Origin of the sequence: Metabacillus sp. 113a, assembly GCF_050107635.1 — a bacterium.
GTDB lineage: Bacteria > Bacillota > Bacilli > Bacillales > Bacillaceae > Metabacillus_B.
Map to the genome: position 1 here is coordinate 203,376 of NZ_JBNILJ010000001.1, position 24,752 is coordinate 228,127.

Below are 24,752 nucleotides of genomic sequence, written 5' to 3' on the forward strand. Positions count from 1 at the left end.
GCGGTATAATAGAACTACGAACACACATTCTTGTTGGAGGGGTAAGTGAGATGGAGTATGACCAGCTTCCCAAAAAGAAAATTCTTTGCATTGATATGAAAAGCTTTTATGCGAGCTGCGCGGCGGTTCTGATGGGGCTTGATCCGCACACGTGCTATCTTGCTGTAGTCGGTGATACCGAACGGCAGGGAAGCGTGGTGCTGGCCGCATCTCCCCGGCTGAAAAAGGATTTCAATATTAAAACAGGATCAAGAAAGTTTGAAATTCCGGACGATCCCCGGATTCATGTGGTAAATCCGAAGATGGCGATGTTTATCCGGATTTCAACGGAGCTTTCCAAAATGTTTCACCGGTATGTTCCGCGGGAGGCAATCCACATTTACAGCGTCGATGAAAGCTTTATTCAAGTAGACGGGGTGGAGCACCTTTGGGGGGATGCGACCACAATCGCCTGGAAAATCAGAAGTGAAATGGAGCGGGAATTCCAGCTTCCATGTGCAATCGGCATCGGTCCGAATATGCTGCTGTCCAAGGTTTGCCTTGACATCGAGGCGAAAAAGACCGGTGTGGCGGAATGGACCTATGATGACGTAGAAACGAAGCTTTGGAATCTAAAGCCTTTGAGCCAAATGTGGGGCATTGGCGGCAGAATGGAAAAAAACCTGAACCGGATGGGGATTTTCAGCATCGGCCAGCTCGCCCGCTACCCGCTTGAGCGGCTGGAGAAAAAATTCGGCATCATGGGAAATCAGCTTTATTATCATGCATGGGGGGTGGATCTCTCTGATATTGGCGAACCGATTTTGCAGGGGCAGATCAGCTTCGGCAAAAGCCAGATTCTGATGCGCGATTATACCGATCCAAAGGAAATCAGGCATGTGATCCTTGAAATGTGCGAGGAAGTAGCTCGGAGGGCCCGCCATCACTACCGGGCCGGCCGAACGGTCAGCTTCGGAGTCGGATACAGCAAGGATGAGCTCGGCGGAGGTTTTTACCGCTCGCGGACGATGGAGGAGCCGACCAATATTACGATGGACCTCTACCGCACGTGTCTTGAGCTGTTTGATGAATTTTATGATGGAAAAACGGTCCGCAAAATTTCAATTGCTCTTTCCAATATTGAAGAGGACGCGGAAAGCCAGCTTAACCTGTTTCAGCCCGACCGGGAGAAGCACCGGACTCTCGGGTATGTCATGGATTCTATCCGAAGCAAATACGGCTCTGACTCCCTGCTCCGCGCCGTTTCCTATACGAAGGCGGGAACCGCGAGACACCGTGCAACACTCGTCGGCGGGCATAAGGCTTAAGAAAGGGGGAAACGGAAACGTATGATACGCGATCGGGGAAACATCAAATGGACCTCCATGATGCTGCCGGAGCATGTCAAGCTGCTGCGGCAATGGAAAGAGGAAGAGCGGCATACAGCGAAGCCGGAAATCGACGAACAGCAGCTGGAAGAGTTTAACGAAATCATCTGCATAGCAATGGAACATCATCAGCCGCTCCGCTTCACCATTCACGAGCACGAACAGCTTGTTCCTTATACCGGGCACATTCATTTTCTCGACCAGACGGCACAGGCGATTCGGGTAGTCGATGCAGCGGGAAAGCGCCGCACGATTCCAATCACACAGATTGTCAGGATTGAGGAGCACGGGGAGTAAACGGGAAAGACCAATTGGCATCACCCAATTGGTCTTTCTTGAAATTATTCCTTTTCAAAAAGTCCCAGACCGAGAAATGCTTCCTCTGCCGAAGCACTTCCTTCCGCCGCAATTTCAACTGCATCCCCAGGCTGAAGGGAAAGGGCCAGTACCCCTAAAAGGCTCTTCGCATCAATGACCCAATGCTCTTTTTGAATCAGGATTCTTTCTTCAAACTGGTTAGCTGTATGAACGAGCTGGCTGGCTGAATCAGCAAAAACAGGCTTTAACACGCGGACCTTCATATTCCCACCCCCCAATGAAATTAATCCAGTTCTTTTTCAGCACGCACGCATGAGTCAAATTTGCCTTTATGTGTAGCGTCACAGTAAGGCATTTTTTGAGACTGGCCGCAGCGGCATAACGAGAAAGCGGGCTTCGCCGGATACACATTTCCATCTGCGTCAATCAGCTCCACATCGCCAGTCACACGGAAAGGGCCATTATCCAATATTTTGATCTGAACTTTAGACACAAGAGTCCTCCTTTCCAGAAAAAAGATACTCTAATGTTAATCTGAACCAATTGAAAAAGCAACGGTCCCTTGCATCATCCAGGCATTGCGCATAAGAATGTGATACACTGTCCATACATCATCTAAAAGAAGGTGCAGGACATGAAGGTAACATTTACAGAAAAAGCAATAGAACGAATTGAGCCAAGTTTAACTGAAAACCCGGAAGCTTATCTAAAGCTGAAATATGATACAGAGGGTTGCGGCTGTGTCGTATCAGGGGTCGCAGCACTGTGGCTTGTGAAGGAAACAGATGAGGATGATCTGAAGATTGAAACCAATTTTCAGCCGGTCTATCTGGAAAAGACAAAAATGGTCTTTTTAGATGAAAACATGACCGTAGATTTTCTTGAATCCGCCAACACCTTTGCGCTGAAAAGCCCGTCACAAATGCTCAATCCGCGCATGAGTTTAGTCGTTAAGTGAGGAAGACATCATGAAAAAAGACAAATTCCAATCGATGAAAAACATTGCCCAGGACAAGACATGGGTATCATTCTTAAACAACAATCATCCATTCAGTCTGATGCACTGGTCAATCGGAGGAATCCATGACGAGCAAAAGAACGTCTGGCTCCTGCAGGACGAAATGACGTTCCAGGCCCAGGAATTTCCGACGATTGATGATGCAATTGCCTGGATGCGCGAAAATATGGAAGATGTAACGGATGTACTATAAGAAGAGAGGCGCTGAAGCGCCTCTCTTTTTTTACGCGGCGAAGAGCCGGTTTGGCAGCGGAAAAAGGGTGTGTTCAGGTGGATGTCAGATAAACTTGTCAGACAACGCGTGGGTTTCATGTTTGTCAGACAAAACGCGTAAAAAACAGGGATGCGCAAGAGCGATCCCTGCATGAAGATTAAATAGATGCTTTGCGGAGAAGCAAGTAAGAGAAGAAAGGGCAAGCCAGGCTGATGAAAAGAATGGATAATGCGGCATTGTCCGGATGGTCTGCAAAAAATTGAAAGAAAGGAGCCCACCATTGAAAATAGGTAAAAACAAAGCTTAATCCTGTCACCAGAAGTCCAAGAACAGAGAAGAAAATATAAAGACCGTTTTTGCCAAATCGCTGATACAGGCTCGCTATTAAAAATCCGAACATAAAGTTGTAGATTAATAGAACGAAGAAGATCCAGAACTGCCAGAGCGGGTTTTGATTAAAGACGTTCAGCAGGCTGAAATAATGGATTTGAAAGCCCCAGCCTCCGGTCACCCGGCTTTCGAGAATGGAAAAGACAGAAAGAAGCAGAGCGGTTGCTATACTGGTTATAATAAAAACAGCCATCGTTCCTTTAAAGTAATCCTTCCGCCGCAGGCTCAAGTCGAGAGAAAAAGGGAATATTTGAGAAGTGAGAACGATGCCTGAGACAAACATAAATACAAATATGGTCATGATTCCGCCCGTATAAAATCCCTCTTCCGTTTGAATGATAAAAGCAATCAGATAGTTAATCGCAAGGCTTGACAAGGTGATGATCCAAGGAAGGTATAAAAGAGTGAATTTGTATTTCACATGCATTTTCATGACTGCAGTCATTGAATTCATTGAGCTTTTGCCTCCTTTAAATTGGCTGAAGCGCTTGTTAAATGGATAATCAGCTGCTGCATGGAGACCGGGGCAATTTCCAGGCCTGATTGATCTGCAAGCAGTTTATCGGATGGGCTTAAATGCCCCAGGACTGTAGCCGAAATAAGTCCTCCAAACGCTTCCCGCTTCAGTGCTTCTTTCCCTTTTATATATTCAGTGACTTTTAAAGCAGGGCCCACCACAGTAAAGGCTTTTCCGCGAATGTCCTCGGCGTCTTCATTAATAATCAGATTCCCATTGTCAATGACCAGTACATGCTCCAGAATTTTGCTGACCTCGTCAATCAGGTGTGTCGATAGAATAATGGTTCGAGGGTGTTGGCTGTAATCCTCAATCAGGTGATCATAGAAAATGTTTCTGGCCACAGCATCAAGGCCAAGGTAAGGTTCATCAAATATAGTTAAGGGCGCTCTGCTTGCAAGACCGATGACAATCCCTGCAGAGGAGAGCATCCCGCGGGACAGTTTTTTCATCTTGCGGTTGAGAGGAAGGGTAAAGTCTTTAATTAAGGAATCAGCGTATTTCTGGTCCCAATTTGGGAAGATCGCAGAGCAAATATCCAGCAAATCAGCAATATGGATGATATCAGGGTATTTCTGACTCTCTTTAATGAAGCAAACCTGGCTCAGAACCGCTTGATTTTCAAATGGGGCTTCTCCAAACACCTTAATGTCTCCCTCAGACGGGAAAAGCCGGGCTGTAATCATATTCATGATGGTGGTTTTGCCTGCACCGTTCCTTCCCAGCAGGCCATAAATTTTATTAGGCTCCAGTGAAAAGCTGATGTTTTTCACCGCTGCTGTATCACCGTAAGTCTTTGTAAGTCCGTTTACCTCTAGAATAGGATTCATCGTATTTTCGCCCCTTTTTGAATCATTTCCTGCAGCTGCACAGCAGTAATCCCTATCTTTTCAGCCTCATGAAGCATGGTAACAATATATTGATCGTAAAACTGTTTTTTCCTTTTCTCCATTAACTTTTCAAGAGCTCCTGCCGCGACAAACATGCCAACCCCTCTTTTCTTATAAAGAATTCCCTGATCCACTAACAAATTGACTCCTTTCCCGGCAGTAGCCGGATTGATCTGGTAAAAAGCGGCGAACTGATTGGTTGAGGGAACTTGAGTTTCTTCCGGCAGACCGCCTTCAATGATGTCATTCTCAATCCTTTCAGCAATTTGTACATAAATTGGCCGGCTGTCATCAATCAAATGAGCAAGACCTCCTTTATAGTATGTTGGTTAATTACTTATGTAACTAACTATATAAGCTTAGGGAGAATATGTCAATGGGCGGAAAAGGAAAATCTCAGTTCTGATTTCCAGCCCCGGAGCGCACAAAAAAGGATGCGGCGATGGCATCCTTTGGACAACGCAATTCGTTTATAAAAGGGGGCGGGCTTATTTTTGTAAAGGGTTCAGCAAATAGTCCAAAACCTTGGGAAACCGTTTCTTGAAATCCGAATAGTGATGACATCCGTGATCAATAACTTCAAATCGAGCTTCCTTCACTTTGTTACTCACAATCCCAAAGATCCTTTGATTGGATCGCAGGAACTCCTGGCTTACGGTTTGATGCCCGCTGCTCTCATCTGTCCCGCAATCCAAATAAAGCCGGTTAAGGAAGGACAAGTCAGTATCCTTCAAAAGCCTCTCCATTTCTTCCTGATTGCGGTAAAACGCGGATGAAAGCCCTGCTACTCTCGTGAAAATTTGGGGATATATACAAGCTGCATAAACTGAAATGGCGCCGCCTAATGAAATGCCGGCCATATAGTTTTCATGTGGGAGGGTGCGGTAAGAATCATCGATAAAGGGCTTCAGCTCTTGAACGATAAAATCAAGATAAGCGGATCCTTTCCCTCCAGCCGTGCTTTTTCCGCCAAGCAGCTTTTCCGAATACAGGCCGCTGACCCAAGGACATAACTCGTTGATTCGCTCTTCCCCTGCAGGATTTAAATCAATGGCCGCAATGATAATTTCATATTGTTTTTTTTCTAATACATTTGCCAAGTCAAGAGAAACGCCGCCAACCGCCGATTCATCTGTAAAAACATTCTGTCCATCATGTAAATAGAGAACAGGATATCTTTTAGTGCTGATGGAGGAGGGAGGCTGGTATATGCGGATCGTTCGCTCCTGCTGAAAAACATTCATTGGGAGCTGAATGCAATCGATCATCTCTTCGCCTGCTTTCTATCGTTTTATTCTACTTTCGCCTAAAGGCTTAATAATCCTGCCGTTTGGATTATTTTGCAAGAATAGTTCTATAATTATTGAATTAATAATTCTAAAAATATAGAATATATAAGGAGGTGCTGAAAATGGAATTCATATTTGAAACAGGAAGAGAACGGGAAACCTATGAGGTTGAAGTCCGCTATTCATTACTGTGGGAGGCCGCCCTTGGCATTGCAGCCATTACGAACACTCCGCTTCTTAAAACACTCGAGAAGCCAGAGGAGGAGTGGGAGCGAATAAAAGACTCTCTTACGGAAGAGATGATGCGTCATCTGGAATACACAGAAAAAAACAACACATGGAAGGCTCTTCTTCAGCTGCTGCATGAAGAGAGCTTTGAGAATCTTTCAACGTTCACAGCCTATGTCCATTCCCTGTCAAAAGAAGCCTTCACCTTCACTTGTCTCCCATTCCTTGGATCCCGCTTGCAGAATACGAGACTAAAAGCGGCGAGTGGAGAGGAAGCTGCAATGGAAAAGCTGAAAAATGCGGCCGGCTGGAATCCGTTTTTTCCAGCTTATATTGACCTGATCTGCACTGAAGATACGGAATGGCTGAAAAAGCATCTAATTGAAACGCTTGCCGGCTGGTATGAGGCGGCAGTAAAGCCTGATGAAGAAAGACTTGCCGGCATCCTGAAAAGAGAGGTTGAATCGAAAAAGAGGATGGCCGAGAAAATGAAGCCTGAGCCATTTGTAGAATGGGCGACAGAGGGGAGGACGTATTCCCCTGAGCCGAGTATTCACCACGTTCTGCTCATCCCCCACACCATTTACCGTCCGTGGAACATTGAAGCGGATTTGCCGGACACGAAAGTATTTTATTATCCGGCATCCAATGAAAGTCTTTATCCGGATGATCCATTTATTCCGCCTGCCCCCCTCATTCAAAAACATAAAGCGCTTGGAGATGAAACCAGGCTGAAAATCATCAAAATGCTTTCCGTAAAAGGCCGGACTTTGCAGGAAATAAACAATGAACTCGGGATGGGGAAGACGACGGTCCATCATCATCTAAAAACACTTAAAGGGGCAAGGCTGGTAGAGGTAAAAGAATCCAGATACTTGCTGAAACAATTCTCGCTGCAAGGACTTTCTGAAGAACTCGATGATTTTTTGAAAGGGAAGTGAAGCAGGATGGGGGAACACGCATATCGAATGGGGGGCATAAAACCAGGGCTAAAGAAAAATAAAGAAATCCACAAGCTTTTGAGCAGCAATTTTATTTCATTCTTCGGAGATCAAATCTATTTGATTGCTGTGCCGCTTATGGTGCTCTCTCTTTCGGGATCGGCTATCATGATGGGACTTGCCGCTGCCGCTGAACGGCTGCCCGTTCTCATGCAGCCGGCTGCAGGGGTTTTAGCTGATCGGATGGATAGAAGAAAGCTGCTGCTGATCTGCGACTTTGGAAGATTTGTGCTGACCGGATTGTTGGGGATTCTTTTTCTTGCGGAAGCTTTGCCGCTTTGGGTGCTGTTCTGCGGTGCTTTTTCAATAGGCGTCTTCAGCCAGGTATATCAGACTGCACAATTTGCATACGTTCCAAATCTTGTAAATGAAGAGGATCTTGCTGCTGTCAACTCCATTAATTCGGCCATCCTGAATACGTCTGTTCTGATGGCGCCAGCGGCAGGGGGACTGGTCATCTCCCTGTACAGTCCGGGCGCCGGGCTGATTATAAACAGTCTCAGCTTTTTAGCCGCTTTTGCCGCCGTTGCCGGCATTTCTGTTCCAGCAGCGGGAGTGGCTAAAAGAAGCCAATCCTTCTGGAAGGATGCCAATGAAGGGTTTCATTTTGTCCTAAAAACAAAACCGCTTTTTTACACCAATCTGGCCTTGCTGCTTTCCGTCTTTGGAACGACCCTGTTTTTAACGATCCTGATCTTTCATCTGAAAGATACGATCAGACTTTCTGTGTTTGAAATTGGAATTTTGCTTTCATTTAGCGGGGCTGGGGCAATCGGGGGGTCTCTAATGGCTGGTTACTTTAATAAAAGGGCATCCTACCGGAAACTGCTGTTCTTCTCCTCTTTTACCGGAGGTATATCAATCGTATTATTCGGCTTTACGGGAACGTTCTGGCTCCTTGTCCTGTTAAATAGTGCGGGTACGGCTGCTGCATCCATCATGAACCCATGCATTGCCACGCTCCGCCAAAACGTGACGCCTGATCATCTAATGGGGAGAGTGCAGGCAACGAGCCGGCTGATGACGTGGTCACTCATGCCTGGAGCTGCTTTTCTGGCTGGCCTGATTGCAGAAGGCTTAGGGACCTCTGCTGTTATTATTATAGGCGGAATGTTTTCAGCCGCTGCTTCGGCTGTTTACGTAAAAGCCGGGGCATAATCGTTCACAAAACTTCTATTATAAGATAAAATCAATCTATTCCAATAAGCAAGGTGGGAAATTATGAAAACCATACCTAAACCTCTCGTACTGACCAACCAATGGTTTATTGTTCTCTCCGTGCTGGCTGCATGGCTGACAGGACTGGGCTGGATTCTTCTGCTTCCTTTAGCCGCCGGACTTTCCGGTCTGCTGTTTAAGGTCAACCCTGTCATGAAAATAGCCAGAACGTTTCTGAAAAAACCGGCTTCCGCCTATATTCCGGAAGACTTCGATCAGCAGCAGTTCAATCAAAAGATCGCCGTCATCTGCTTGGGCGGCGGTTTGATCGGATACACCATGGGCTGGACGATTCTTTTTTATGTCTTTACCGCCATGGTCTTCCTCGCAGCTTTTGTTGCCATACTGGGCTTCTGCATCGGATGCTTTATCCGGTTCCAATGGCAGCAGTACCGGTACCGGAAGCAGGCTGATTAAGAAAGTGTAAAGAGATGGCAGAGCCTTGGCCTTACCGCCATTAATCCTGATTATAGACAGTCAAACAGAGCGGGACAGAGACTTATGGACAACGAATGGATAGATGGAGCTCTCGGTCTTTATCAGAATCAGAGGGCCCCGCTATAACGGAAAGAGGCTGAGACAAAAGGTTCCCGGTTAATTAAAAAACCGAACTATTATTTGAAACTCTGATATAGAGCTTCGTAATCGTTCGGTTTTGTTAGTTTTCATGTTTTTTTCAAAGGCTTTGTTCATGTATGATGTTGATTTATTACCACCTGTTGTTTGGAGTGGAAGGCATGAGACTCCTGCGGGACCAGCGGGAAAGGTGAGACCCCGCAGGCGCAAAGCGGCGAGGAGGCTCACCGCCCGCCCATGGATAAGCGAATGCCTGCTAACTGCAATCAACAGCCGAGTTAAAGAGCTTTTTCAAAAGAAATATTCGGCTTTAATGACATCAATTTTAGATATGTCCCAGCCTCTTTGAAAGGCAGTCCTTTTCTTGGGGGAGTTGGAGGTATTCGGTGGTATGCGGGGAGGCTGGGAAACGGGGAAAAGAGCCTTTACAAAAATAAAGGGGCTGTCTAAAAGTCCTGCTCTGCAGAGATTCTTACCTGAAAAGGATCCGAAAGACCATTTTTTCCCATAGAGTCCATGGCAGAATTCTTTTTAGCAGGATGGTCAGCCTTACCCCTTTGCCTATAGGATACCTGAGCTTTTTAACACGTTCTTTCTCACATAGCTTTACAATTAAATCAGCAACTTCCTGAGGGTGGCCGTGATGTTTGCTTCCGCGCTCGAGCTGTTTCTCAATCTTCCTCATATAAGAGGAGTAAGGGGAGGCTCCTTCCATTAAACCAGCTGATACCTTTTTTCCTGCAGTCCATATGTTTGTAGAGTAGGATCCCGGCTCTACGAGCACGACATCAATCCCAAATGGCTGCAGCTCAAGGCGCAGACTCTCGCTGAATCCTTCCAGCGCATGTTTGGACGAAACATAAGGAGACACTCCCGGGAACCCGGCCAGGCCGCTGATGCTGCTCAAATTAATGATCGTTCCGCTTTTTGCAGACCGCATAAATGGCAGAACAGCCTGGGTCACGGCAATCGCTCCAAAAAAGTTCGTCTCAAACTGTTCGCGGTATTCCTGAATGGTTACTTCCTCGCCGAATCCTCCGTGAGCATAACCGGCGTTATTTATGAGAACGTCAATCTTTTCTATTTCCTTCAGAAAGCCTTGAATCCCGGCAATGGAATCAGATGAGGTGACGTCCAGGTTTAAAACTTTGATTTGCTCAGCAAAACCGCCTTTTGTGGCAAGCCTGATCAGATCATCGGATTTTTCCAGGCTGCGCATGGAAGCCAGCACCCGATGCCCCTTTTTCCCAAGTTCAAGGGCAGCGAGCATGCCGAAGCCGGACGAAGCTCCTGTAATTAGAATATGTTTAGCCATAGTGCCTCCAATTTAATAGGTAGTAAGAATAGAATAACAGGGAACAGAAAAAAGAACAGCGGCAGCCGCTGTTCTTTTGCAAACTTTTATTAACTGTTAAGGACTTTTTCCATAACCTTTCTCGTTTCAGGACCGTAAATGCCGTCATTTGCAAGTTCTGGAAACCGCTGCTGAAACTTAAGGATGGCTGCTTTTGTTTTAGGACCATAGATTCCGTCCTCAGCGAGACCGGAACTCAGATCATTCAATCCTTGCTGAACTTTTAAAACGTCACTTCCCCGGTCGCCTATTTTAAGGATAGTATTAGGGAGGCCAAAAGAATTTATTTCAATAGACAGGGCTTCATGTGTTTTTGGTCCGTAAATGCCGTCGGCTTTTAAGCCTTTCGCTTTTTGATAATGATACACCCAGCTTGTGGTCTTAGGCCCGAAGATTCCGTCAACTGAGAGATTTGCCTCTGCCGCCTTATTCAATGAACGCTGAATAATTTCTACATTTTCCCCGCGGGAGCCCTCTTGTACAATTCCGGAATCAGGAAGCGTGAAAATATAAGGAACATGATTGTGTGCGCTTGCTCCTTGAGGGACTGTGATCACCAATGCAGAAGCAGTCAGAATACTTGCTGAAATTTTTTTCCATGTTTTCATGTTTTTCTCCCCTTTATTCGCTGTATACCCGTGAAACGGAAGAGGTGAGAAAATTGTTTCATTATTTTAACGAATTTTCCTGTGATTTCCGATGAAAGAGCAGAAAACAGCTTTGCTGGATTGTTAAACGGGTAAGGGAAATAATGTGAATCCATTTAAAGAGGCTTAAAGAAAGGGGAGAATAGCCATTAAAGAAAAAGAAGAAAATCTGACACTCTATTGGAATCTTGCGTTGGGGACGGCTGGAATGATTTTGCTCGGATTGGGGCTGCTTCGTTATTACACGGCAGCAGAGGCCCAGGCTGCTCATTATTTGTGGTTATTCGGCTTTATCTTAACTAATGGGTACATATTTTATCTTCAAAAGAGAATGGGAGTATCCAGAAAAATTCTTAGGATTCAGACGGCAGTGTTCGTTATCAGCATTGGTGCGGGAGGCTATTTTATAAATTTTGGCTGAAACTGAATAGGGAGAAGCGAGCGTTTGGCAAAACTCTTGATCAGCTATCAGCTGGCAAACAAATGTCTATGCCCGCAGGGATGAGCCGGTTCGCTGCAAAATCACTCATCCCGATTCGCTCGCAGCTATGGCCGGCCGGTACGGTAACACCTCGTATTATCCGCTTGCAAATTCACGAAGGCCCGCTTCCAGCTATCGATTTACATAACGGTATTAGGGAAAAGAGAAGAGCAACTAAAATGAGATGCTCTTTTTTGAATGAATATTATTGGAGAGTGTTATTTGCTGCTCCTGCTCTTTCGGTCGTTTGGATCTCTCCCAAAAACTCATCAACAATCCGTTCATACTCCTCCCGGTTCTCTGTATAGGACATGGCATGGTCTCCCTTTTCGGCAAAATAAAGCTTCTTCAGCCCGTTTTTCTTTTCATAAAGAAGCTTGGAAGAATCCGAGGGAATGTAGGCGTCGTCCCTGCTGTGTATAAATAAAACCGGATGGCCGATTTGATCGATGACATGGATGGGAGATACATCTTTTAAGGAATAGCCGTCCCGCCATTTTAAAAAAGGTCTTGCGATGGGCATGACGAGGAAGCCTGGTATCCTGAATTCTTCTTTAAGCCTGAAAAGCAGCTGTTTTTCGAGGCTGTCAAACGGACAGTCTGCAATATAAAAGTCGGCTCCGTCTTCCAGCATGCCGGCGTAAAGCAGCATTGTGACGGACCCCATGGATTCGCCATGAATGCCAAGCGTAATGTGCTGACCGTAGTTCTCTTTCAGCCAATGGACAACAGACCGCAGATCGTATTTTTCATAGTGTCCATAGCTTGTTGTTTTTCCGCCTGATTCTCCATGCCTGCGGTGGTCGTAGATTAATACGTTATAGCCGCGCTTTAAGAAAAGATTCATATATTTTACTGAGTTGTAGCGGTTTACCGTAACTCCATGGCAAATGATGACGAATTGATCCGATTGATAAGGAGCGACGAGGTATCCTTTTATATCATAGCCGAAATCCGACGGAATGCTGACTTCTGCCTTTTTAAGTTCATCGAAATCCTTTTGAACGTAATGGCCATCCAGCGTTTCGCGCTCAAGAATTTCTTCATCTGACCGCTTTTTTATGTACATCATCATATTGGTGAAAAAGAAGCCGACAATGAATATGTAGGAGAGGGCAATGCCGAGACCAATCCAGACTTTTTTCAACTGCGATTCCTCCCTATGGTTTTGCTTTAATTGTAGCGTTGAGACCGGTGAAAGAAAAGGAAAAACCAGGTAGAATGGGAAATGAAAAGTCAAGCTTACCTGCTGCATATTTTTAGATTTGCTATAGCAGGACAGACAAAAGGAGGTTTATAGCCTCCTCCCTGTGTCTGATTTGTGCTGTCCGATTTCTTCGAGAAACTCATCTATTGCTTTTTCATAATCGTGCTGATTTTTTGTATAGGTGTCTTCATGCCCGCCTGCTTCCGGCATAAATAGTTTTTTATACCCTTTTTTCTTTTCATACAGGTTCCTGGAAAAGGAGGACGGGATAGTCTCATCATTCTTACTGTGGATAAAGAGGATGGGCTTGTCAATTTTGTCTATCACATTAATGGGCGAAACTTCTTTCATGGAATAGCCATCACGCATTTTAAGAAAGACCCGCCCTATCGGCATAATCATGAATTCAGGAATTTGAATTTCTTTTTGCATCCGGTACAGAAGAAGTTTTTCTAAATCCTCGAAGGGGCAGTCAGCGATATAAAAGTCGGCTCCGTCTTCAAGCATTCCGGCGTACAGAAGCATGGCAGCCGACCCAAGGGACTCACCGTGAATGCCCAGGGTCATCTCCTCTCCATACCGGTTTTTAAGCCATTGGATGACTGAGCGGAGATCGTATTTTTCATAGTGTCCGAAGCTCGTTGTATTCCCGCCGGATTCACCGTGTCTGCGGGCATCATAAATAAAAACATTGTAGCCCCGCTTTAAAAAGATGTTCATAAACTTGACAGAATTGTAGCGGCTCATGGAAATGCCGTGGCAGATGATCATGACTTTTTTGGTGTCATGAGGAGCGGCTAGGTGGCCTTTGATTTCGTATCCGAATTCTGACATTACGGTTACATCCAGCTTTTCCAGCCGGTCAAATTCATCTTTATCGAAATGGCCGATCTGCGATTCTTGTTCCATAATCTCTTCATCTGAGCGCCTTTTCGGATACATCAGCCCCTGCGTGAGGGAGAAACCGACCAGAGCCGTATAGGCCAGCGCAATTCCGGGAATCATCCACAGCTTTTTCACTCCAGCACCTCCTTTTATTCTTCCTTCTATCTATACCTTAAAAGAGAACGGGCAAAACGTTCTTTCTTTTCCCGCTAACCATCCACCGGCAGATCAACATAGGCTGAGAAATGCAGAAAAAAATGGTTTGATTCTTGAGATTCCCTTTTCAGTAAAAATAAGGTAATGTTATGGGGGGAAAAACAAAGGAGAAGCTTATGGCGAAATTTGAACGGTTTATAGATGCGATGATGATGGCAATTCTTGCTTTCAAAGGAATCTATTTTTGGGGGATTCCAGCATGGGTCTTTGCTGTTTTTTTTTGCTGGCTGTTCTGCTGTGTGTATACTATCATTTCAAGTTTTAGAGGGGAGAAAAGCAGGGAGTTATTAAATACTAGCTGACAAAAGGAAGTGTCCCTCCTTTTTGTCAGCTAGTTTCATTTCGTGTCCCGACAAGGAATTCCGCTACGGTTTTTTCATATTGAGCGGGATTTTCCGTATAGGACATGGCGTGGCCTGTTTGCTCTTGTATAAAAAGCTGCTTTGGCCCTTTTTTCTTTTTAAACAAGTGCTGAGAGGAAGTAAAAGGAATCGTTTGATCATCTCTGCCATGGATGAAAAGGATGGGTTTCCGGATACGGTCAATCACCCGGATTGGAGAGACCTCGTTCATGCTGTAGCCATCGCGAAGCTTCAGGAAGAGCCGGCCAATGGGTATGAAAAGCCAGCCTGGTATTCTGATCTCAGCCTGTATGCGATGCAGCAGCAGCTTTTCCATATCTTCAAACGGACAGTCTGCGATATAGAAGTCGGCCCCATCCTCGAGGATGCCTGCATATAGCAGCATAGCAGCTGCTCCCATTGATTCCCCGTGAATCCCGAGCGTAGCATCATGCCCGTACTTTTCTTTCAGCCAGTGAACGGCTGAGTGCAAATCATATTTTTCATAATAGCCGAAGCTCGTCGTCTTGCCGCCAGAATTCCCGTGTCTTCTATGATCATACAGGAGTACATTATAGCCCAGTTTAAGAAACAGATTCATGTATTTCACGGAATTATAACGGTTCATCGTAACTCCGTGGCATATGATAACAAACTTCTTCTCTTTATGCGGGGCTGCAATAAGCCCTTTAATACTATAGCCGAAAGATGATGGGATAACAATCTCCTCTTTTTCAAGACAGTCAAAGTCCTTTTGGTTAAAATGTCCGTTCCGTGTTTCAAGCTCGATAACCTCTTTTTCTTTCTTTGGCTTCGAATACATGATCAGCTGAGTGAAAAGAAAGCCTGCTGAAAAAAAATAAGAGAGAGCAGCACCGAAACCGATTGAAATTTTCTTTAAAATGTCCGTTCCCCCCATTCAAGCCTTTGCTCAATTCTACCGCTTACATATGAGGAACGGAAATAAAAGGCTCTTCGGAATGTGCTGAGCAGCAGCGTCTGAACCGGGAGGCAAGCAAGGGGACGGCCTCCGATGGGACAGTACTCTTTTTTAGGCCTTCGCAGCCTGTTTTGCTTTCCAAAGGATGTATTGTCTGCTTGAAATCGGTTTATCCAAATAAGCTTCGATTCCTTGCACAGCTTCAAGTACCTTTTCGAGGGATAGCCCGGTTTCAATGTTCATGCCCTGAAGCATATACAGAACATCTTCGGTAGCTGCATTTCCGCTTGCACCGGGCGCAAACGGACAGCCGCCGAGACCGCCCGCGGAGGTATCAAACCGGTCGACACCTGCCTGCAGAGCAGCCAGGATATTAGCCAGGCCAAGCCCTCTTGTGTCATGAAAATGGGCAGTTATCAGGGTTTCTTTAAACTCCTGCTTTAAACGGCTGAAAAGGGAATACACCTCGTGGGGAAGAGCCATACCGACCGTATCGGCTACACTCAAATCGTCTACTCCAGCCTTCACAAATTGCCTGCAGATATCCATCACTGCTCCCTCGGCTATTTTTCCTTCATAAGGACAATAAAAGGCTGTGGAAATACAGGCCCGGATGAATAAACCGCGTTCCTTCGTGCTCCGGATGAGAGGAAGGAGTGACCTCATGGACTCTTCCAGCGGCCGGTTGATGTTTCTTAGGTTGAATGTATTGCTTGCGCCGACAAAGAAAGCAACCGCCGTGCATCCGCTGTCAAGTGCAAGAGAAAGGCCCTTTTCATTCGGAGTGAGGACAATGCTTCGGCCCGCTGCGGAGCCATGCTTTACGATGTTTTCAGCATCAGCCATCTGGGGAACCCATCTTGGTGAAACAAAAGAAGCAATTTCCATTTCCTTAAACCCGGCCCCGCTTAAATCGTGTATAAATTGCAGCTTTTGATCCGCTGGCAGAATGTTTTTTTCATTTTGAAGTCCGTCACGGGGTCCAACCTCTATCAGCACTGCCTTTTCCGGTAGTTTCAATCCGCACACCGCCTTTTGTTTGTAAGGGTTTACATATTGTTATTTTAATAGGAAAATAAAGGGGAAGGCAAATGCTATTTTCAGAGTATTGCAATCTTTTCAAAGGGGATGAAGAAACGTGGATGCAAAAGAAATCGTCATTGTAAGTGCAGTAAGGACCGCAGTAGGAAGCTTTGGAGGGGCGCTGAAGGGGGTATCTGCCCCGGAGCTCGGAGGCATCGTGATTAAGGAGGCGCTGGAAAAAGCAGGTGTTTCCGCTGAGCACGTCGATGAAGTGATTATGGGCAATGTACTTCAGGCTGGATTAGGCCAGAACCCGGCGAGGCAGGCTGCCATGAAAGCCGGGCTGCCGGATAACATACCTTCTATGACCATTAATAAAGTATGCGGTTCCGGACTGAAAGCCGTTCACCTTGCTTTTCAGGCCATTGCTTCCGGTGAAGCGGATGTCATTGTTGCAGGAGGCATGGAAAATATGAGCCGGGCCCCATTTTTAGTGAAAGGGGCGCGCGATGGATTCCGGATGGGGGATCAAAAGCTAATTGACAGCATGACCTCAGATGGGCTGACCTGTGTGTTTAACGACTACCATATGGGAGTAACAGCCGAAAACCTGGCTGATCAATACGAGATATCAAGAGAAGAGCAGGATCAGTTCGCAGCGGACAGCCAGATGAAGGCGGTTCGGGCGGTTAAGGAAGGAACATTCAAGGGAGAAATCGTACCGGTCACCATCCCGCAGCGCAAAGGCGATCCGGTTGTGTTTGATACAGACGAGTACCCGAGAGAAGGGACGACGGCAGAAGGACTTGGAAAGCTTCGTCCTGCATTCAGAAAAGATGGAAGCGTTACCGCAGGGAATGCTTCCGGCATTAATGATGGAGCTGCGGCTGTCGTCGTGATGAGCAGGGAGAAGGCAGAGGAGCTCGGCCTTAAGCCGCTTATGAGAATCCTTGGAAACGGAAATGCCGGCGTGGATCCCAGCATAATGGGCATCGGACCTGTAAAAGCGATAAAAAAGGCGCTGGACCGTGCCGGTGAAGAGCTTTCCGGCATTGAATTGATTGAAGCGAATGAAGCCTTTGCGGCCCAGACACTGGCTGTGGATAAGGAGCTCCATTTTAATAAAGAAATTCTAAATGTGAACGGAGGAGCGATTGCACTGGGGCATCCGATTGGCGCAAGCGGCACAAGAATTCTCGTAACGCTTATCCACGAAATGAAACGCAGGGGTGCGAAGAAAGGACTGGCAGCTCTTTGCATTGGCGGAGGCCAGGGAGTAGCAACCGTTGTAGAAAATCTGGATTAATGGAGGGGAAAGAATGAAGTCTGTCTATCACTCTTATAATGAGGCAGTAAAGGACATTCAGGTTGGAGCTGTGCTGATGGTTGGAGGCTTTGGCCTGTGCGGAATTCCAGAGAATCTGATTCTCGCACTGGCTGAATCGGGAGCCAAGGATCTGACAGTGATTTCAAATAATTGCGGAGTAGATGACTGGGGGCTTGGCCTGCTTCTGAAAAATAAGCAGGTCAAAAAAATGATCAGCTCTTATGTAGGAGAAAATAAGGAGTTCGAGCGCCAGGTGCTTGCCGGAGAACTGGAAGTGGAATTGCTTCCCCAAGGCACTCTTGCAGAAAAAATCCGTGCGGGAGGAACGGGAATTCCCGCTTTTTACACGCCGGCCGGCTTCGGAACAGAAGTTGCAGAAGGAAAAGAAACAAGAAACTTCAACGGGAAGGATTACGTGCTGGAGGAAGCGCTCACCGCCGATTTCAGTCTGGTAAGAGCAAGACGGGCAGATAAGATGGGAAATCTGGTATACAGCAAAACCGCCCGGAATTTTAATCCGATGATGGCGGCGGCAGGCAAAGTAACCATTGCGGAGACAGAGGAGCTAGTCGAAACGGGACAAATCAATCCAGACCATATCCATACGCCCGGTATATACGTACAGCGTCTCATTGTAGGAGAGCAGCAGAAAAAAATCGAACGGAGAACCGTGAAGAAAACAGGCTAAGGAGGAGCGGATATGATAGAAGACAAAGTGCTGGTTAGAGAAAAGATAGCGAGAAGGGCAGAAAAGGAGATTCAGGACGGGTACTATGTGAATCTTGGAATTGGCATGCCAACGCTCGTTGCCAATTTTATTCAGGAGAATAAGCAGGTTGTTCTGCAGTCAGAGAATGGCCTCCTTGGAATCGGACCGTATCCTGAAGAAAACGAAGTGGATCCGGACCTGATCAATGCAGGCAAGGAAACGGTAACCGCCATTGCAGGAGCATCCTATTTTGACAGCGCGGAATCTTTCGGAATGATACGCGGAGGGCATGTAAACCTGGCCATTCTTGGCGGAATGGAAGTTTCGGAAAGCGGGGACCTCGCAAATTGGATGATTCCTGGTAAAATGATTAAGGGAATGGGCGGAGCCATGGATCTCGTCCATGGGGCTCAGCGGATCATTGTCATCATGGAGCATGTAAGCAAAAATGGATCACCGAAAATTTTAAAGGAATGCTCGCTCCCGCTTACAGGGAAGACCGTTGTAAACCGCATTATTACGGACCGGGCTGTACTTGACGTGACTGAACTTGGACTGAAGCTCATAGAGGTGGCTAAAGGATTTACAGCAGAAGATATCCAGCAATGTACAGAGCCGGAATTGATCGTGTCCGGAGATGTTAAACTGGAAGCCTTCTAGTCTGCAGGGGCAGGATGGCGTGAGCCGATTCTGCCCTTCATTTTCTAAGGGGGTCAAAGATGGGGAGAATGGTGGAATTAGGGGAGGACAAAGCGATTGTCAGACTAACCGGGCTGACTTGGTTTTTTGCCATTAAAATGAAGCTTGAAGTTCCGTATGAGACCATCAGCCAAGTATATGTCGATACATTTGAAGCGCCAAGAATCATGCTGAGGATGCCTGGAACATCAGTCAGTTTTTTAAATATTTACGAAGGAAGCTTCAAATACCGGGATGAGTGGTTTTTTCTTTCATTCAGCGGGAATGGCCCGTTTTTAATCCTGGAGCTGAATGGCCATCCAAAGTACCGGTTCATCGTCCTTCAGGTCGTGAATCCAACAGGAACGGCTGCGGAAATCCGCAAGCAGATCCGGCTGAATGAAGAGGATGACCTATAGTCCGGCGGGAACGGTACAGGCACTTTGGCTGACTATTTCACCATGTAAAAGTGTGGAGGTGCTGGATTCGGGCATAAAAAAAGAGCGGAAACTAAGTTCCGCCGATTGGTTTTATAAAAGGGATTCCGCACCATCAATGTAAATTTCAGTTCCCGTAATATGTGAGGACTGTTCAGAAGCAAGGAAATAGACGAGGTCTGCAACCTGCTCAGGCTGTCCGGATCCTTCCGCCAGCGGCTGATTGCCTTCTGGATATTCAACCGGTATTTCAACCTCATCCAGGTTCTCCTGCTTTTCAGTCGTGTCATCAATATTTGTATCGATAGCACCTGGACAAATCGCATTCACACGGATTTTAAATTGGGAGAGTTCAAGGGCGGCCATCTTCATAAAGGCTACCTGAGCTGCTTTTGTCGTGCTGTAGGCAGACATGCCAAAGTTTTTAAAGGTTCTGTTTCCATTGATGGAGCTTGTAATAATAATGCTGCCTCCGTTTTCCTTAAGCAGCGGAATGCTGTATTTGACAAAGAGAAAGGTGCTCCGAATATTGGTATGAATGGTTTTATCCCAATCGGCAGCTTCCATTTCCTCGATGGAGGAGAATACTCCATTGATTCCCGCATTGTTAAAGATGATATCCAAGTTACCCCAGTGGTTCTTTACTTCATTAAGTGCATCCTTCACCATTTTTTCATCTGCCATATCCGTCTCAATGGCAATCGCTTCTCCGCCGAGATGATTAATCTCATCCTTCACTTCAAGCGCTCTTTCTTTATCCAAATCAAGGATGCACACCCGGATTCCTTCACGCGCAAACCGCAGTGCCGCTGCTCTCCCAATCCCTGACCCGCCGCCTGATACAATCGCAACCTTCGTATTTTTCACAGAACTGTTAGCCATGGTTATGTTCCTCCAAAAGGTTATTTACAAATAAATACCCTATTTTTATGAAGAAGTAAACTTCGAAAAGCGGGGAGCTGGAACTTGTTTCATAGACAAGCATTAGGACGAATCGATTTCAACCACATGAATAATACAGGAGCGTATGTATATCTGCTCCGGCAACCTGTAACTCATCCAGTGGCATCGGGCATTGCTGGAGCAAAGGCTGCTAATCCTGAAATAAATGAGCAATTTCCTTAAAGTCTTTCTCTTTTATTGTAAAGGTCATTCAGCTTAGTTGTTGATTTCCGCTTCAGGCGTTCGCTTATCCTCCTCTTGCTGGGAGAATACGGGATCTCTCCTGTTCAGCTGCTCTCAGCACGAAGTCTCACGCCTTCCGCTCCAATCAACAGGTATTAAAAAATCAACACCATGCTTTAACAAAGCCTATTGTAAAAAAACCGATTTATTACTTTGGGATTTAATGATGGGGTTTAGACATATGCCTCACCTCTGCGGACTATACCAGGTTGAACCATATGAAATGCTGGCCTGGAGCCACTTGAAGTACCTTCTGTATGAACAGATAAAAAACCAGCCTGCGATCCTTTCGCAAGCTGGTTTCATTAGCTGGTACTGGCATGAAGTGCACAAGAGTTCTTCATGACCAAAAGGTTTTGGAGATTACATCGTTTCCAAGAAGGCTGTTCATGGGGCATTCAGTCTCCTCTTATACCCGGTGCTGCTCGTACTGGCCGGCTTTGCTGATTTGCTGCAGCAAAGCTATTTCTCCTTCATTTAAAGGTTCAGCGTTTACAGCTTCCGCATTTTGCTGCAGCTGTGCAATCTTGCTTGCTCCCGGTATAACGGCTGCTACTGCAGGGGAGGCGAGACAGTATTGAAGGGCAGCCTCCGTATAGGAGTGCCCCGGTGCCGCATTTTTAATAGAGTCCCTAAGCTCAGCAAGCTCCTCAAAGGAATAATTCATGTACCCTTTTTCCTTGATTCTGTCTCCTGCCTGGTCCAGGCCGCGTTCAGAGAGGATCCCTTTTGCAAGCGGCCCCCGGGCAATGACTCTTACGCCGTGCTCTTCAACAAGTGGAAACCATTCTTCCGGCCTGCGGTCTGCCAGACTGTACTGCATCATAATGGAGACGATAGAGGATTTCTCCAGATATTCTTTAATGACGTTGGGGCGGATGGACGAAATGCCATACTCCCGGATCAGACCATCCTTTTTCAGCTCTTCGAACGCTTCAATTGTCTCATCAATTGGGTCTTCAATCGTCCCCCCGTGCAGCTGATAGAGGTCAATGTAATCTGTTCCGAGTCTGCGGAGGCTGTCTTTTACCGCTTTATGGATGTGGGACTTGGATGGGTCCCACGTCCAGCCGTCTTTCCCTTCTTCCCAGCGGTTACCGGCTTTTGTGGCAAGGATCAGCTCCTGCCGGCGGTTTTGAATCGCTCTTCCGATAAACTCCTCATTCAAGCCGAAATCATAAAGATCGGCTGTATCAAAATAATTGATCCCGAGCTCTATGGCCTCGTCAATAAGTGATTTGGCGCGGGATTCTTCTTTTCCAAGCGACATACAGCCAAGTCCCATTTTGCTTACAAATAACTCAGATCGTCCAAGCTGTCTTTTATCCAACTGCCATCCCTCCCGTCTAGTCTAACCTGACAGTAGTATACGGCGGCTGAATTTGCAAACAAGAAGGCTCCCTAAGCCTTGTCAATCCATTCTTTTACGGTCGTGAACTGTTTGCTGTATTCCTTTAGCTTCATTCTGATTTCCCAGGCTTTTCCGACGAGAATGACGCCTTTCTCCAATTTGTATACTTTCATGCAGAAGGTCTCCTCTCATAAAATAAAATGGGCAGGGATCAATGAGAATGGGGATAAATTCAGCAGCCAGCCGGGGATAAGAGCTGCGGCACACAAGGTGCTCTGCAATGCCGATTGTTAAACAGGGTATGATAAAATGTATGAAGAAACAGTGAATCATACAACAGGAGGCATAACATGGACCATTTAAAAGAAAAGGAACTATCTTCTGAGCAAATATACTCCGGAAAAATCATTGATTTGTATGTACAGGAAGTAGAGCTTCCCAATGGAAAGACATCAAAGCGTGAAGTGATTAAACATCCTGGAGCCGTAGCGGTTATTGCCATAACGCCGGAAGGGAAGCTGCTGATGGTGGAGCAGTTCAGGAAGGCGCTGGAGCGGACATTGATTGAGATTCCGGCAGGAAAGCTTGAACCCGGTGAGGAACCTGAAAAGACGGCGGTCAGGGAGCTGGAAGAAGAAACAGGTTTTACAGCCCGCAGTATCGACCATCTCGTATCGTTCTATACCTCTCCAGGGTTTGCAGATGAACTTGTCCACTTGTACATAACAGAAGATCTGGCGCCAATTGAAAACGAAGCACACCTTGATGAAGACGAGTTCGTTGACTTGATGGAAGTTACACTGGAAGAAGCGGAGGCGTTGCTTAAGGACGGACGGATCTACGATGCGAAGACAGCCTATGCGGTACAGTATGTTAGGCTTCAAAAAGCGCTGAAGAAGAAATGAACGAATGCTTCGCCGATTTGCATATTCATATCGGTTCAGCCAAATCAGGAAAGCCCGTCAAAATAACAGCTTCAAAATCCTTGACGCTGTCTTCCATTCTAAAAGCAGCGAGTGAAGAAAAAGGGATGGATATGATTGGAATCATTGATGCCCACGTTCCCGAGGTGCTCGAAGAATTGGAACAATGGCTGCAATCAGGCAGAGGCAGGGAGCTGGATGGAGGCGGGATCAAGGTTCATCAAACAACACTGATTCTTGGCTCAGAGCTTGAGGTCTTCGACCGGAACTGCTCAGGCCCCATCCATGTTCTCATCTACATGCCACACTATGAAGCGATGGTCCGTTTTTCAAAATGGATTGCTCAATTTATGAAAAATAACACGCTTAGTTCGCAGCGGGTATATGTACCGGGGAAAGTTCTTCAAAAGAAAACAAAGGAACTCGGAGGACTATTTATTCCCGCTCACATTTTTACACCATTTAAAAGCCTGTATGGCAGAGGCGTGCTTCGTTCTTTAACGGAAGTTTTCGACCCGGAGCTCATAGATGCAGTAGAGCTTGGTTTGAGTGCAGATACAGAAATGGCTTCCTCCATAAAGGAACTGGATCCTTATCCCTTTCTGGCGAATTCGGATGCTCATTCGGCCGGGAAAATTGCGAGGGAATACCAAAAGTTTTGGCTGGAAGAGCCTGCATTTGATGAGCTTGTACTAGCCCTGAATAACCTGAAAGGGAGAAAAATCCTGACTACATACGGGTTAAATCCTCTGCTCGGGAAATATCACCAAACGGTATGCGAAAAGTGTGGTGCTGTAATTGCCGGAAAATCATTGCAGTGCTCAGAGTGCGGCTCTCACCGGGTAAATAAAGGAGTCAGCGAAAGACTTAGAGAGCTGGCTGACACTGAAAACGGGGTGAGGGGAAGGCCGCCATACATCCATCAGGTACCGCTTCAGTTTATTCCGGGAATTGGCCCAATAACCTTGCAAAAGCTAAAAGAACGATTCGGAACGGAGATGGATATTCTGCACCGGGTCTCAAGAAGTGATTTGGAAACAGCCGTCTCCGGTAAAGTGGCCGGTATGATCGCAGATGCTAGGAGCGGGAAGCTTCCTGTCTCAAGCGGAGGCGGCGGAATATACGGAAAAGTCCAAAAGGATAGGACCTGAATAAATGCATACGCTGACTTACTCCTGAGTGGATCGGGAGAAGGGAAGCTGAAGAATCAACCTTTAATGAATATCTTGTCCTCTCCCGCATACAATCTAGTAATTGGAATTTCGGGAGGGACATGCCAGTGAAAAGGCCGCCGGTTAAAGCAATGATGGCAAACCATATAAAAAACCATTCTTCCATTTATCTGTTTGTATGTGTGCTTTTTATGATGGGAGTTATTTTCGGAGCAATTATTGTGAACAGTATGACCTTTTCACAAAAGGAAGACCTTTTCTTCTATTTGAGCAGATTTTTTGGCCAGGTTACGGACGGAAAAGTAGCAGACGCAGGCGAAATGTTTCAGCAGAGCTTTATGCACAATATAAAATATCTCGGGTTGATTTGGATCCTCGGCATATCGATTATCGGGCTCCCAATCATTTTAATTATGCTGTTTCTTAAAGGCATGGTCGTAGGCTTTACTGTCGGGTTTCTCGTGAACCAAATGGGCTGGAATGGATTTGTTCTTTCATTCGTCTCCATCCTGCCGCAGAATGTGCTGATCATTCCTTGCTTTATTGTTCTCAGCGCAGCCTCCATCTCTTTTTCATTAAAGCTTGCCGTGTATCTGCTGAACAAAAAAAGGAGCATGCAGGATTCACCGCTGCAATCCTTCTCAAAATACGCCCTTATTTTTGCCGGCATTTTTGTTTTGATTGCCGGGGCTTCCATCCTTGAGGCCTTTGCTTCTCCTGAGCTGATGAAAGCCGTCGTCCAATTGGTTAATAAATGATATTAATTATTAAATTAAAATGATTATAAACGTTTAATTGTAATTATTTTAGTTGGAACCCTTTCTTTCTTCTGCTATAATGGTTGAGGAAG

The 24,752-nt window shown here is 46.1% G+C and carries 31 protein-coding genes; 16 read left to right on the forward strand and 15 right to left on the reverse strand.

The genetic code is table 11. The features are described from left to right. The first annotated feature begins 50 nt into the window (after nt 1–50). A complete protein-coding gene (locus ACQCVE_RS01035) occupies nt 51–1,307 on the forward strand; it encodes a DNA polymerase thumb domain-containing protein (protein ID WP_426861754.1) in 1,257 nt (418 codons plus the stop codon). Between the two features lie 21 nt (nt 1,308–1,328). Beyond that, on the forward strand, nt 1,329–1,664 hold the full coding sequence (locus ACQCVE_RS01040; protein WP_426843893.1) for a YolD-like family protein: 336 nt from the start codon (nt 1,329–1,331) through the stop codon (nt 1,662–1,664). Between the two features lie 44 nt (nt 1,665–1,708). Here ACQCVE_RS01040 and ACQCVE_RS01045 read toward each other — a convergent pair whose 3' ends face one another. After that, on the reverse strand, nt 1,709–1,948 hold the full coding sequence (locus tag ACQCVE_RS01045) for an HPr family phosphocarrier protein (RefSeq protein ID WP_426843894.1): 240 nt from the start codon (nt 1,946–1,948) through the stop codon (nt 1,709–1,711). A 20-nt stretch (nt 1,949–1,968) separates the two neighbouring features. Then, nucleotides 1,969–2,178: a CDGSH iron-sulfur domain-containing protein gene (locus ACQCVE_RS01050; protein WP_426843895.1), complete on the reverse strand. Its 210-nt coding sequence runs from the start codon at nt 2,176–2,178 to the stop codon at nt 1,969–1,971. Between the two features lie 141 nt (nt 2,179–2,319). On the opposite strand from ACQCVE_RS01050, the gene ACQCVE_RS01055 reads away from it, so the two are divergent. After that, entirely contained in the window at nt 2,320–2,643 is a 324-nt protein-coding gene (locus ACQCVE_RS01055; RefSeq protein ID WP_426843896.1) for an iron-sulfur cluster biosynthesis family protein, read from the forward strand. Between the two features lie 10 nt (nt 2,644–2,653). Beyond that, on the forward strand, nt 2,654–2,896 hold the full coding sequence (locus ACQCVE_RS01060; protein WP_123917490.1) for a DUF2552 family protein: 243 nt from the start codon (nt 2,654–2,656) through the stop codon (nt 2,894–2,896). A 178-nt stretch (nt 2,897–3,074) separates the two neighbouring features. On the opposite strand, the gene ACQCVE_RS01065 is transcribed toward ACQCVE_RS01060, so the two are convergent. From ACQCVE_RS01065 to ACQCVE_RS01080, 4 genes are all read right to left on the reverse strand, one after another. Beyond that, entirely contained in the window at nt 3,075–3,761 is a 687-nt protein-coding gene (locus ACQCVE_RS01065; RefSeq protein WP_426843897.1) for a hypothetical protein, read from the reverse strand. Beyond that, nucleotides 3,758–4,654, reverse strand: coding sequence for an ABC transporter ATP-binding protein (locus ACQCVE_RS01070; RefSeq protein ID WP_426843898.1), 897 nt, complete (start codon nt 4,652–4,654; stop codon nt 3,758–3,760). The genes ACQCVE_RS01065 and ACQCVE_RS01070 overlap by 4 nt, the downstream gene beginning before the upstream one ends. Beyond that, entirely contained in the window at nt 4,651–5,010 is a 360-nt protein-coding gene (locus ACQCVE_RS01075) for a GntR family transcriptional regulator (protein WP_426861755.1), read from the reverse strand. Before ACQCVE_RS01075 ends, ACQCVE_RS01070 begins: the two co-directional genes overlap by 4 nt. 192 nt (nt 5,011–5,202) lie before the next feature. Continuing rightward, nucleotides 5,203–5,982, reverse strand: coding sequence for an alpha/beta hydrolase (locus ACQCVE_RS01080; RefSeq protein WP_426861310.1), 780 nt, complete (start codon nt 5,980–5,982; stop codon nt 5,203–5,205). A gap of 143 nt (nt 5,983–6,125) precedes the next feature. Between ACQCVE_RS01080 and ACQCVE_RS01085 the strand changes: the two genes are divergently transcribed. From ACQCVE_RS01085 to ACQCVE_RS01095, 3 genes are all read left to right on the forward strand, one after another. After that, nucleotides 6,126–7,172: an ArsR/SmtB family transcription factor gene (locus tag ACQCVE_RS01085; RefSeq protein ID WP_426861312.1), complete on the forward strand. Its 1,047-nt coding sequence runs from the start codon at nt 6,126–6,128 to the stop codon at nt 7,170–7,172. A gap of 6 nt (nt 7,173–7,178) precedes the next feature. After that, complete coding sequence (locus ACQCVE_RS01090) at nt 7,179–8,390, forward strand: MFS transporter (protein ID WP_426861314.1); 1,212 nt, start codon at nt 7,179–7,181, stop codon at nt 8,388–8,390. 63 nt (nt 8,391–8,453) lie between these two features. Beyond that, complete coding sequence (locus tag ACQCVE_RS01095) at nt 8,454–8,867, forward strand: DUF4395 domain-containing protein (RefSeq protein ID WP_426843902.1); 414 nt, start codon at nt 8,454–8,456, stop codon at nt 8,865–8,867. 631 nt (nt 8,868–9,498) lie between these two features. Here ACQCVE_RS01095 and ACQCVE_RS01100 read toward each other — a convergent pair. After that, the gene (locus tag ACQCVE_RS01100) at nt 9,499–10,341 is read right to left on the reverse strand and encodes an SDR family oxidoreductase (protein ID WP_426861316.1); all 843 of its coding nucleotides are present in this window, start codon (nt 10,339–10,341) and stop codon (nt 9,499–9,501) included. 89 nt (nt 10,342–10,430) lie between these two features. Further along, nucleotides 10,431–10,988, reverse strand: coding sequence for a peptidoglycan-binding domain-containing protein (locus ACQCVE_RS01105; RefSeq protein WP_426843904.1), 558 nt, complete (start codon nt 10,986–10,988; stop codon nt 10,431–10,433). Nucleotides 10,989–11,235: 247 nt separating this feature from the next. Here ACQCVE_RS01105 and ACQCVE_RS01110 point away from each other — a divergent pair, with 247 nt between their 5' ends. Beyond that, a complete protein-coding gene (locus tag ACQCVE_RS01110) occupies nt 11,236–11,448 on the forward strand; it encodes a hypothetical protein (RefSeq protein WP_426861318.1) in 213 nt (70 codons plus the stop codon). A 265-nt stretch (nt 11,449–11,713) separates the two neighbouring features. Here ACQCVE_RS01110 and ACQCVE_RS01115 read toward each other — a convergent pair whose 3' ends face one another. Both ACQCVE_RS01115 and ACQCVE_RS01120 read right to left on the reverse strand, forming a co-directional pair. Next, a complete protein-coding gene (locus ACQCVE_RS01115; protein WP_426843905.1) occupies nt 11,714–12,655 on the reverse strand; it encodes an alpha/beta hydrolase in 942 nt (313 codons plus the stop codon). A 147-nt stretch (nt 12,656–12,802) separates the two neighbouring features. Next, a complete protein-coding gene (locus tag ACQCVE_RS01120) occupies nt 12,803–13,720 on the reverse strand; it encodes an alpha/beta hydrolase (protein ID WP_426861757.1) in 918 nt (305 codons plus the stop codon). A 212-nt stretch (nt 13,721–13,932) separates the two neighbouring features. On the opposite strand from ACQCVE_RS01120, the gene ACQCVE_RS01125 reads away from it, so the two are divergent. Further along, nucleotides 13,933–14,118 (forward strand): hypothetical protein, encoded by a 186-nt coding sequence (locus ACQCVE_RS01125; protein WP_426843906.1) that lies wholly within the window; start codon nt 13,933–13,935, stop codon nt 14,116–14,118. Nucleotides 14,119–14,143: 25 nt separating this feature from the next. Here the strand turns inward: ACQCVE_RS01125 and ACQCVE_RS01130 are convergent, their stop codons facing one another. Beyond that, nucleotides 14,144–15,076 (reverse strand): alpha/beta hydrolase, encoded by a 933-nt coding sequence (locus tag ACQCVE_RS01130; RefSeq protein WP_426843907.1) that lies wholly within the window; start codon nt 15,074–15,076, stop codon nt 14,144–14,146. 132 nt (nt 15,077–15,208) lie between these two features. Further along, nucleotides 15,209–16,117, reverse strand: a complete 909-nt coding sequence (locus ACQCVE_RS01135; RefSeq protein WP_426861320.1) for a hydroxymethylglutaryl-CoA lyase — start codon at nt 16,115–16,117, stop codon at nt 15,209–15,211. A 118-nt stretch (nt 16,118–16,235) separates the two neighbouring features. Between ACQCVE_RS01135 and ACQCVE_RS01140 the strand changes: the two genes are divergently transcribed. Genes ACQCVE_RS01140 through ACQCVE_RS01155 form a run of 4 tightly spaced genes read left to right on the forward strand, consistent with a single transcriptional unit; the run spans nt 16,236 to nt 19,253 of the window. Next, entirely contained in the window at nt 16,236–17,426 is a 1,191-nt protein-coding gene (locus ACQCVE_RS01140) for an acetyl-CoA C-acetyltransferase (RefSeq protein WP_426861321.1), read from the forward strand. Between the two features lie 13 nt (nt 17,427–17,439). Then, a complete protein-coding gene (locus tag ACQCVE_RS01145; RefSeq protein ID WP_426861323.1) occupies nt 17,440–18,135 on the forward strand; it encodes a CoA transferase subunit A in 696 nt (231 codons plus the stop codon). 12 nt (nt 18,136–18,147) lie between these two features. Then, entirely contained in the window at nt 18,148–18,816 is a 669-nt protein-coding gene (locus ACQCVE_RS01150) for a CoA transferase subunit B (protein WP_426843911.1), read from the forward strand. Between the two features lie 59 nt (nt 18,817–18,875). Continuing rightward, complete coding sequence (locus tag ACQCVE_RS01155; protein WP_426861325.1) at nt 18,876–19,253, forward strand: hypothetical protein; 378 nt, start codon at nt 18,876–18,878, stop codon at nt 19,251–19,253. 111 nt (nt 19,254–19,364) lie between these two features. Here ACQCVE_RS01155 and ACQCVE_RS01160 read toward each other — a convergent pair whose 3' ends face one another. The 3 genes from ACQCVE_RS01160 to mciZ all read right to left on the reverse strand — a co-directional run bounded on the left by ACQCVE_RS01160 (nt 19,365) and on the right by mciZ (nt 21,980). Continuing rightward, nucleotides 19,365–20,153: an SDR family oxidoreductase gene (locus tag ACQCVE_RS01160; RefSeq protein ID WP_426861327.1), complete on the reverse strand. Its 789-nt coding sequence runs from the start codon at nt 20,151–20,153 to the stop codon at nt 19,365–19,367. 712 nt (nt 20,154–20,865) lie between these two features. Further along, nucleotides 20,866–21,786, reverse strand: coding sequence for an aldo/keto reductase (locus tag ACQCVE_RS01165; RefSeq protein WP_426861329.1), 921 nt, complete (start codon nt 21,784–21,786; stop codon nt 20,866–20,868). 71 nt (nt 21,787–21,857) lie between these two features. Beyond that, nucleotides 21,858–21,980 (reverse strand): Z-ring formation inhibitor MciZ, encoded by a 123-nt coding sequence (mciZ, locus tag ACQCVE_RS01170; RefSeq protein ID WP_426861331.1) that lies wholly within the window; start codon nt 21,978–21,980, stop codon nt 21,858–21,860. 177 nt (nt 21,981–22,157) lie between these two features. On the opposite strand from mciZ, the gene ACQCVE_RS01175 reads away from it, so the two are divergent. The 3 genes from ACQCVE_RS01175 to spoIIM all read left to right on the forward strand — a co-directional run bounded on the left by ACQCVE_RS01175 (nt 22,158) and on the right by spoIIM (nt 24,660). Continuing rightward, entirely contained in the window at nt 22,158–22,712 is a 555-nt protein-coding gene (locus tag ACQCVE_RS01175; protein ID WP_426843917.1) for an NUDIX hydrolase, read from the forward strand. Then, complete coding sequence (locus tag ACQCVE_RS01180; protein WP_426861333.1) at nt 22,709–23,881, forward strand: endonuclease Q family protein; 1,173 nt, start codon at nt 22,709–22,711, stop codon at nt 23,879–23,881. Before ACQCVE_RS01175 ends, ACQCVE_RS01180 begins: the two co-directional genes overlap by 4 nt. A gap of 152 nt (nt 23,882–24,033) precedes the next feature. Next, the gene (gene spoIIM, locus ACQCVE_RS01185) at nt 24,034–24,660 is read left to right on the forward strand and encodes a stage II sporulation protein M (protein WP_426861759.1); all 627 of its coding nucleotides are present in this window, start codon (nt 24,034–24,036) and stop codon (nt 24,658–24,660) included. Nucleotides 24,661–24,752 lie beyond the last annotated feature (92 nt).

Bases quoted from the DNA above. Each gene is read 5' to 3' on its own strand.
- ACQCVE_RS01035 (WP_426861754.1), top strand. From the start codon at position 51: ATGGAGTATGACCAGCTTCCCAAAAAGAAAATTCTTTGCATTGATATG.
- ACQCVE_RS01040 (WP_426843893.1), top strand. From the start codon at position 1,329: ATGATACGCGATCGGGGAAACATCAAATGGACCTCCATGATGCTGCCG.
- ACQCVE_RS01045 (WP_426843894.1), bottom strand. From the start codon at position 1,948: ATGAAGGTCCGCGTGTTAAAGCCTGTTTTTGCTGATTCAGCCAGCCAG.
- ACQCVE_RS01055 (WP_426843896.1), top strand. From the start codon at position 2,320: ATGAAGGTAACATTTACAGAAAAAGCAATAGAACGAATTGAGCCAAGT.
- ACQCVE_RS01060 (WP_123917490.1), top strand. From the start codon at position 2,654: ATGAAAAAAGACAAATTCCAATCGATGAAAAACATTGCCCAGGACAAG.
- ACQCVE_RS01065 (WP_426843897.1), bottom strand. From the start codon at position 3,761: ATGAATTCAATGACTGCAGTCATGAAAATGCATGTGAAATACAAATTC.
- ACQCVE_RS01070 (WP_426843898.1), bottom strand. From the start codon at position 4,654: ATGAATCCTATTCTAGAGGTAAACGGACTTACAAAGACTTACGGTGAT.
- ACQCVE_RS01080 (WP_426861310.1), bottom strand. From the start codon at position 5,982: ATGATCGATTGCATTCAGCTCCCAATGAATGTTTTTCAGCAGGAGCGA.
- ACQCVE_RS01085 (WP_426861312.1), top strand. From the start codon at position 6,126: ATGGAATTCATATTTGAAACAGGAAGAGAACGGGAAACCTATGAGGTT.
- ACQCVE_RS01090 (WP_426861314.1), top strand. From the start codon at position 7,179: ATGGGGGAACACGCATATCGAATGGGGGGCATAAAACCAGGGCTAAAG.
- ACQCVE_RS01095 (WP_426843902.1), top strand. From the start codon at position 8,454: ATGAAAACCATACCTAAACCTCTCGTACTGACCAACCAATGGTTTATT.
- ACQCVE_RS01100 (WP_426861316.1), bottom strand. From the start codon at position 10,341: ATGGCTAAACATATTCTAATTACAGGAGCTTCGTCCGGCTTCGGCATG.
- ACQCVE_RS01105 (WP_426843904.1), bottom strand. From the start codon at position 10,988: ATGAAAACATGGAAAAAAATTTCAGCAAGTATTCTGACTGCTTCTGCA.
- ACQCVE_RS01110 (WP_426861318.1), top strand. From the start codon at position 11,236: ATGATTTTGCTCGGATTGGGGCTGCTTCGTTATTACACGGCAGCAGAG.
- ACQCVE_RS01120 (WP_426861757.1), bottom strand. From the start codon at position 13,720: ATGATTCCCGGAATTGCGCTGGCCTATACGGCTCTGGTCGGTTTCTCC.
- ACQCVE_RS01125 (WP_426843906.1), top strand. From the start codon at position 13,933: ATGGCGAAATTTGAACGGTTTATAGATGCGATGATGATGGCAATTCTT.
- ACQCVE_RS01130 (WP_426843907.1), bottom strand. From the start codon at position 15,076: ATGGGGGGAACGGACATTTTAAAGAAAATTTCAATCGGTTTCGGTGCT.
- ACQCVE_RS01145 (WP_426861323.1), top strand. From the start codon at position 17,440: ATGAAGTCTGTCTATCACTCTTATAATGAGGCAGTAAAGGACATTCAG.
- ACQCVE_RS01150 (WP_426843911.1), top strand. From the start codon at position 18,148: ATGATAGAAGACAAAGTGCTGGTTAGAGAAAAGATAGCGAGAAGGGCA.
- ACQCVE_RS01155 (WP_426861325.1), top strand. From the start codon at position 18,876: ATGGGGAGAATGGTGGAATTAGGGGAGGACAAAGCGATTGTCAGACTA.
- ACQCVE_RS01160 (WP_426861327.1), bottom strand. From the start codon at position 20,153: ATGGCTAACAGTTCTGTGAAAAATACGAAGGTTGCGATTGTATCAGGC.
- mciZ (WP_426861331.1), bottom strand. From the start codon at position 21,980: ATGAAAGTATACAAATTGGAGAAAGGCGTCATTCTCGTCGGAAAAGCC.
- ACQCVE_RS01175 (WP_426843917.1), top strand. From the start codon at position 22,158: ATGGACCATTTAAAAGAAAAGGAACTATCTTCTGAGCAAATATACTCC.
- ACQCVE_RS01180 (WP_426861333.1), top strand. From the start codon at position 22,709: ATGAACGAATGCTTCGCCGATTTGCATATTCATATCGGTTCAGCCAAA.
- spoIIM (WP_426861759.1), top strand. From the start codon at position 24,034: ATGATGGCAAACCATATAAAAAACCATTCTTCCATTTATCTGTTTGTA.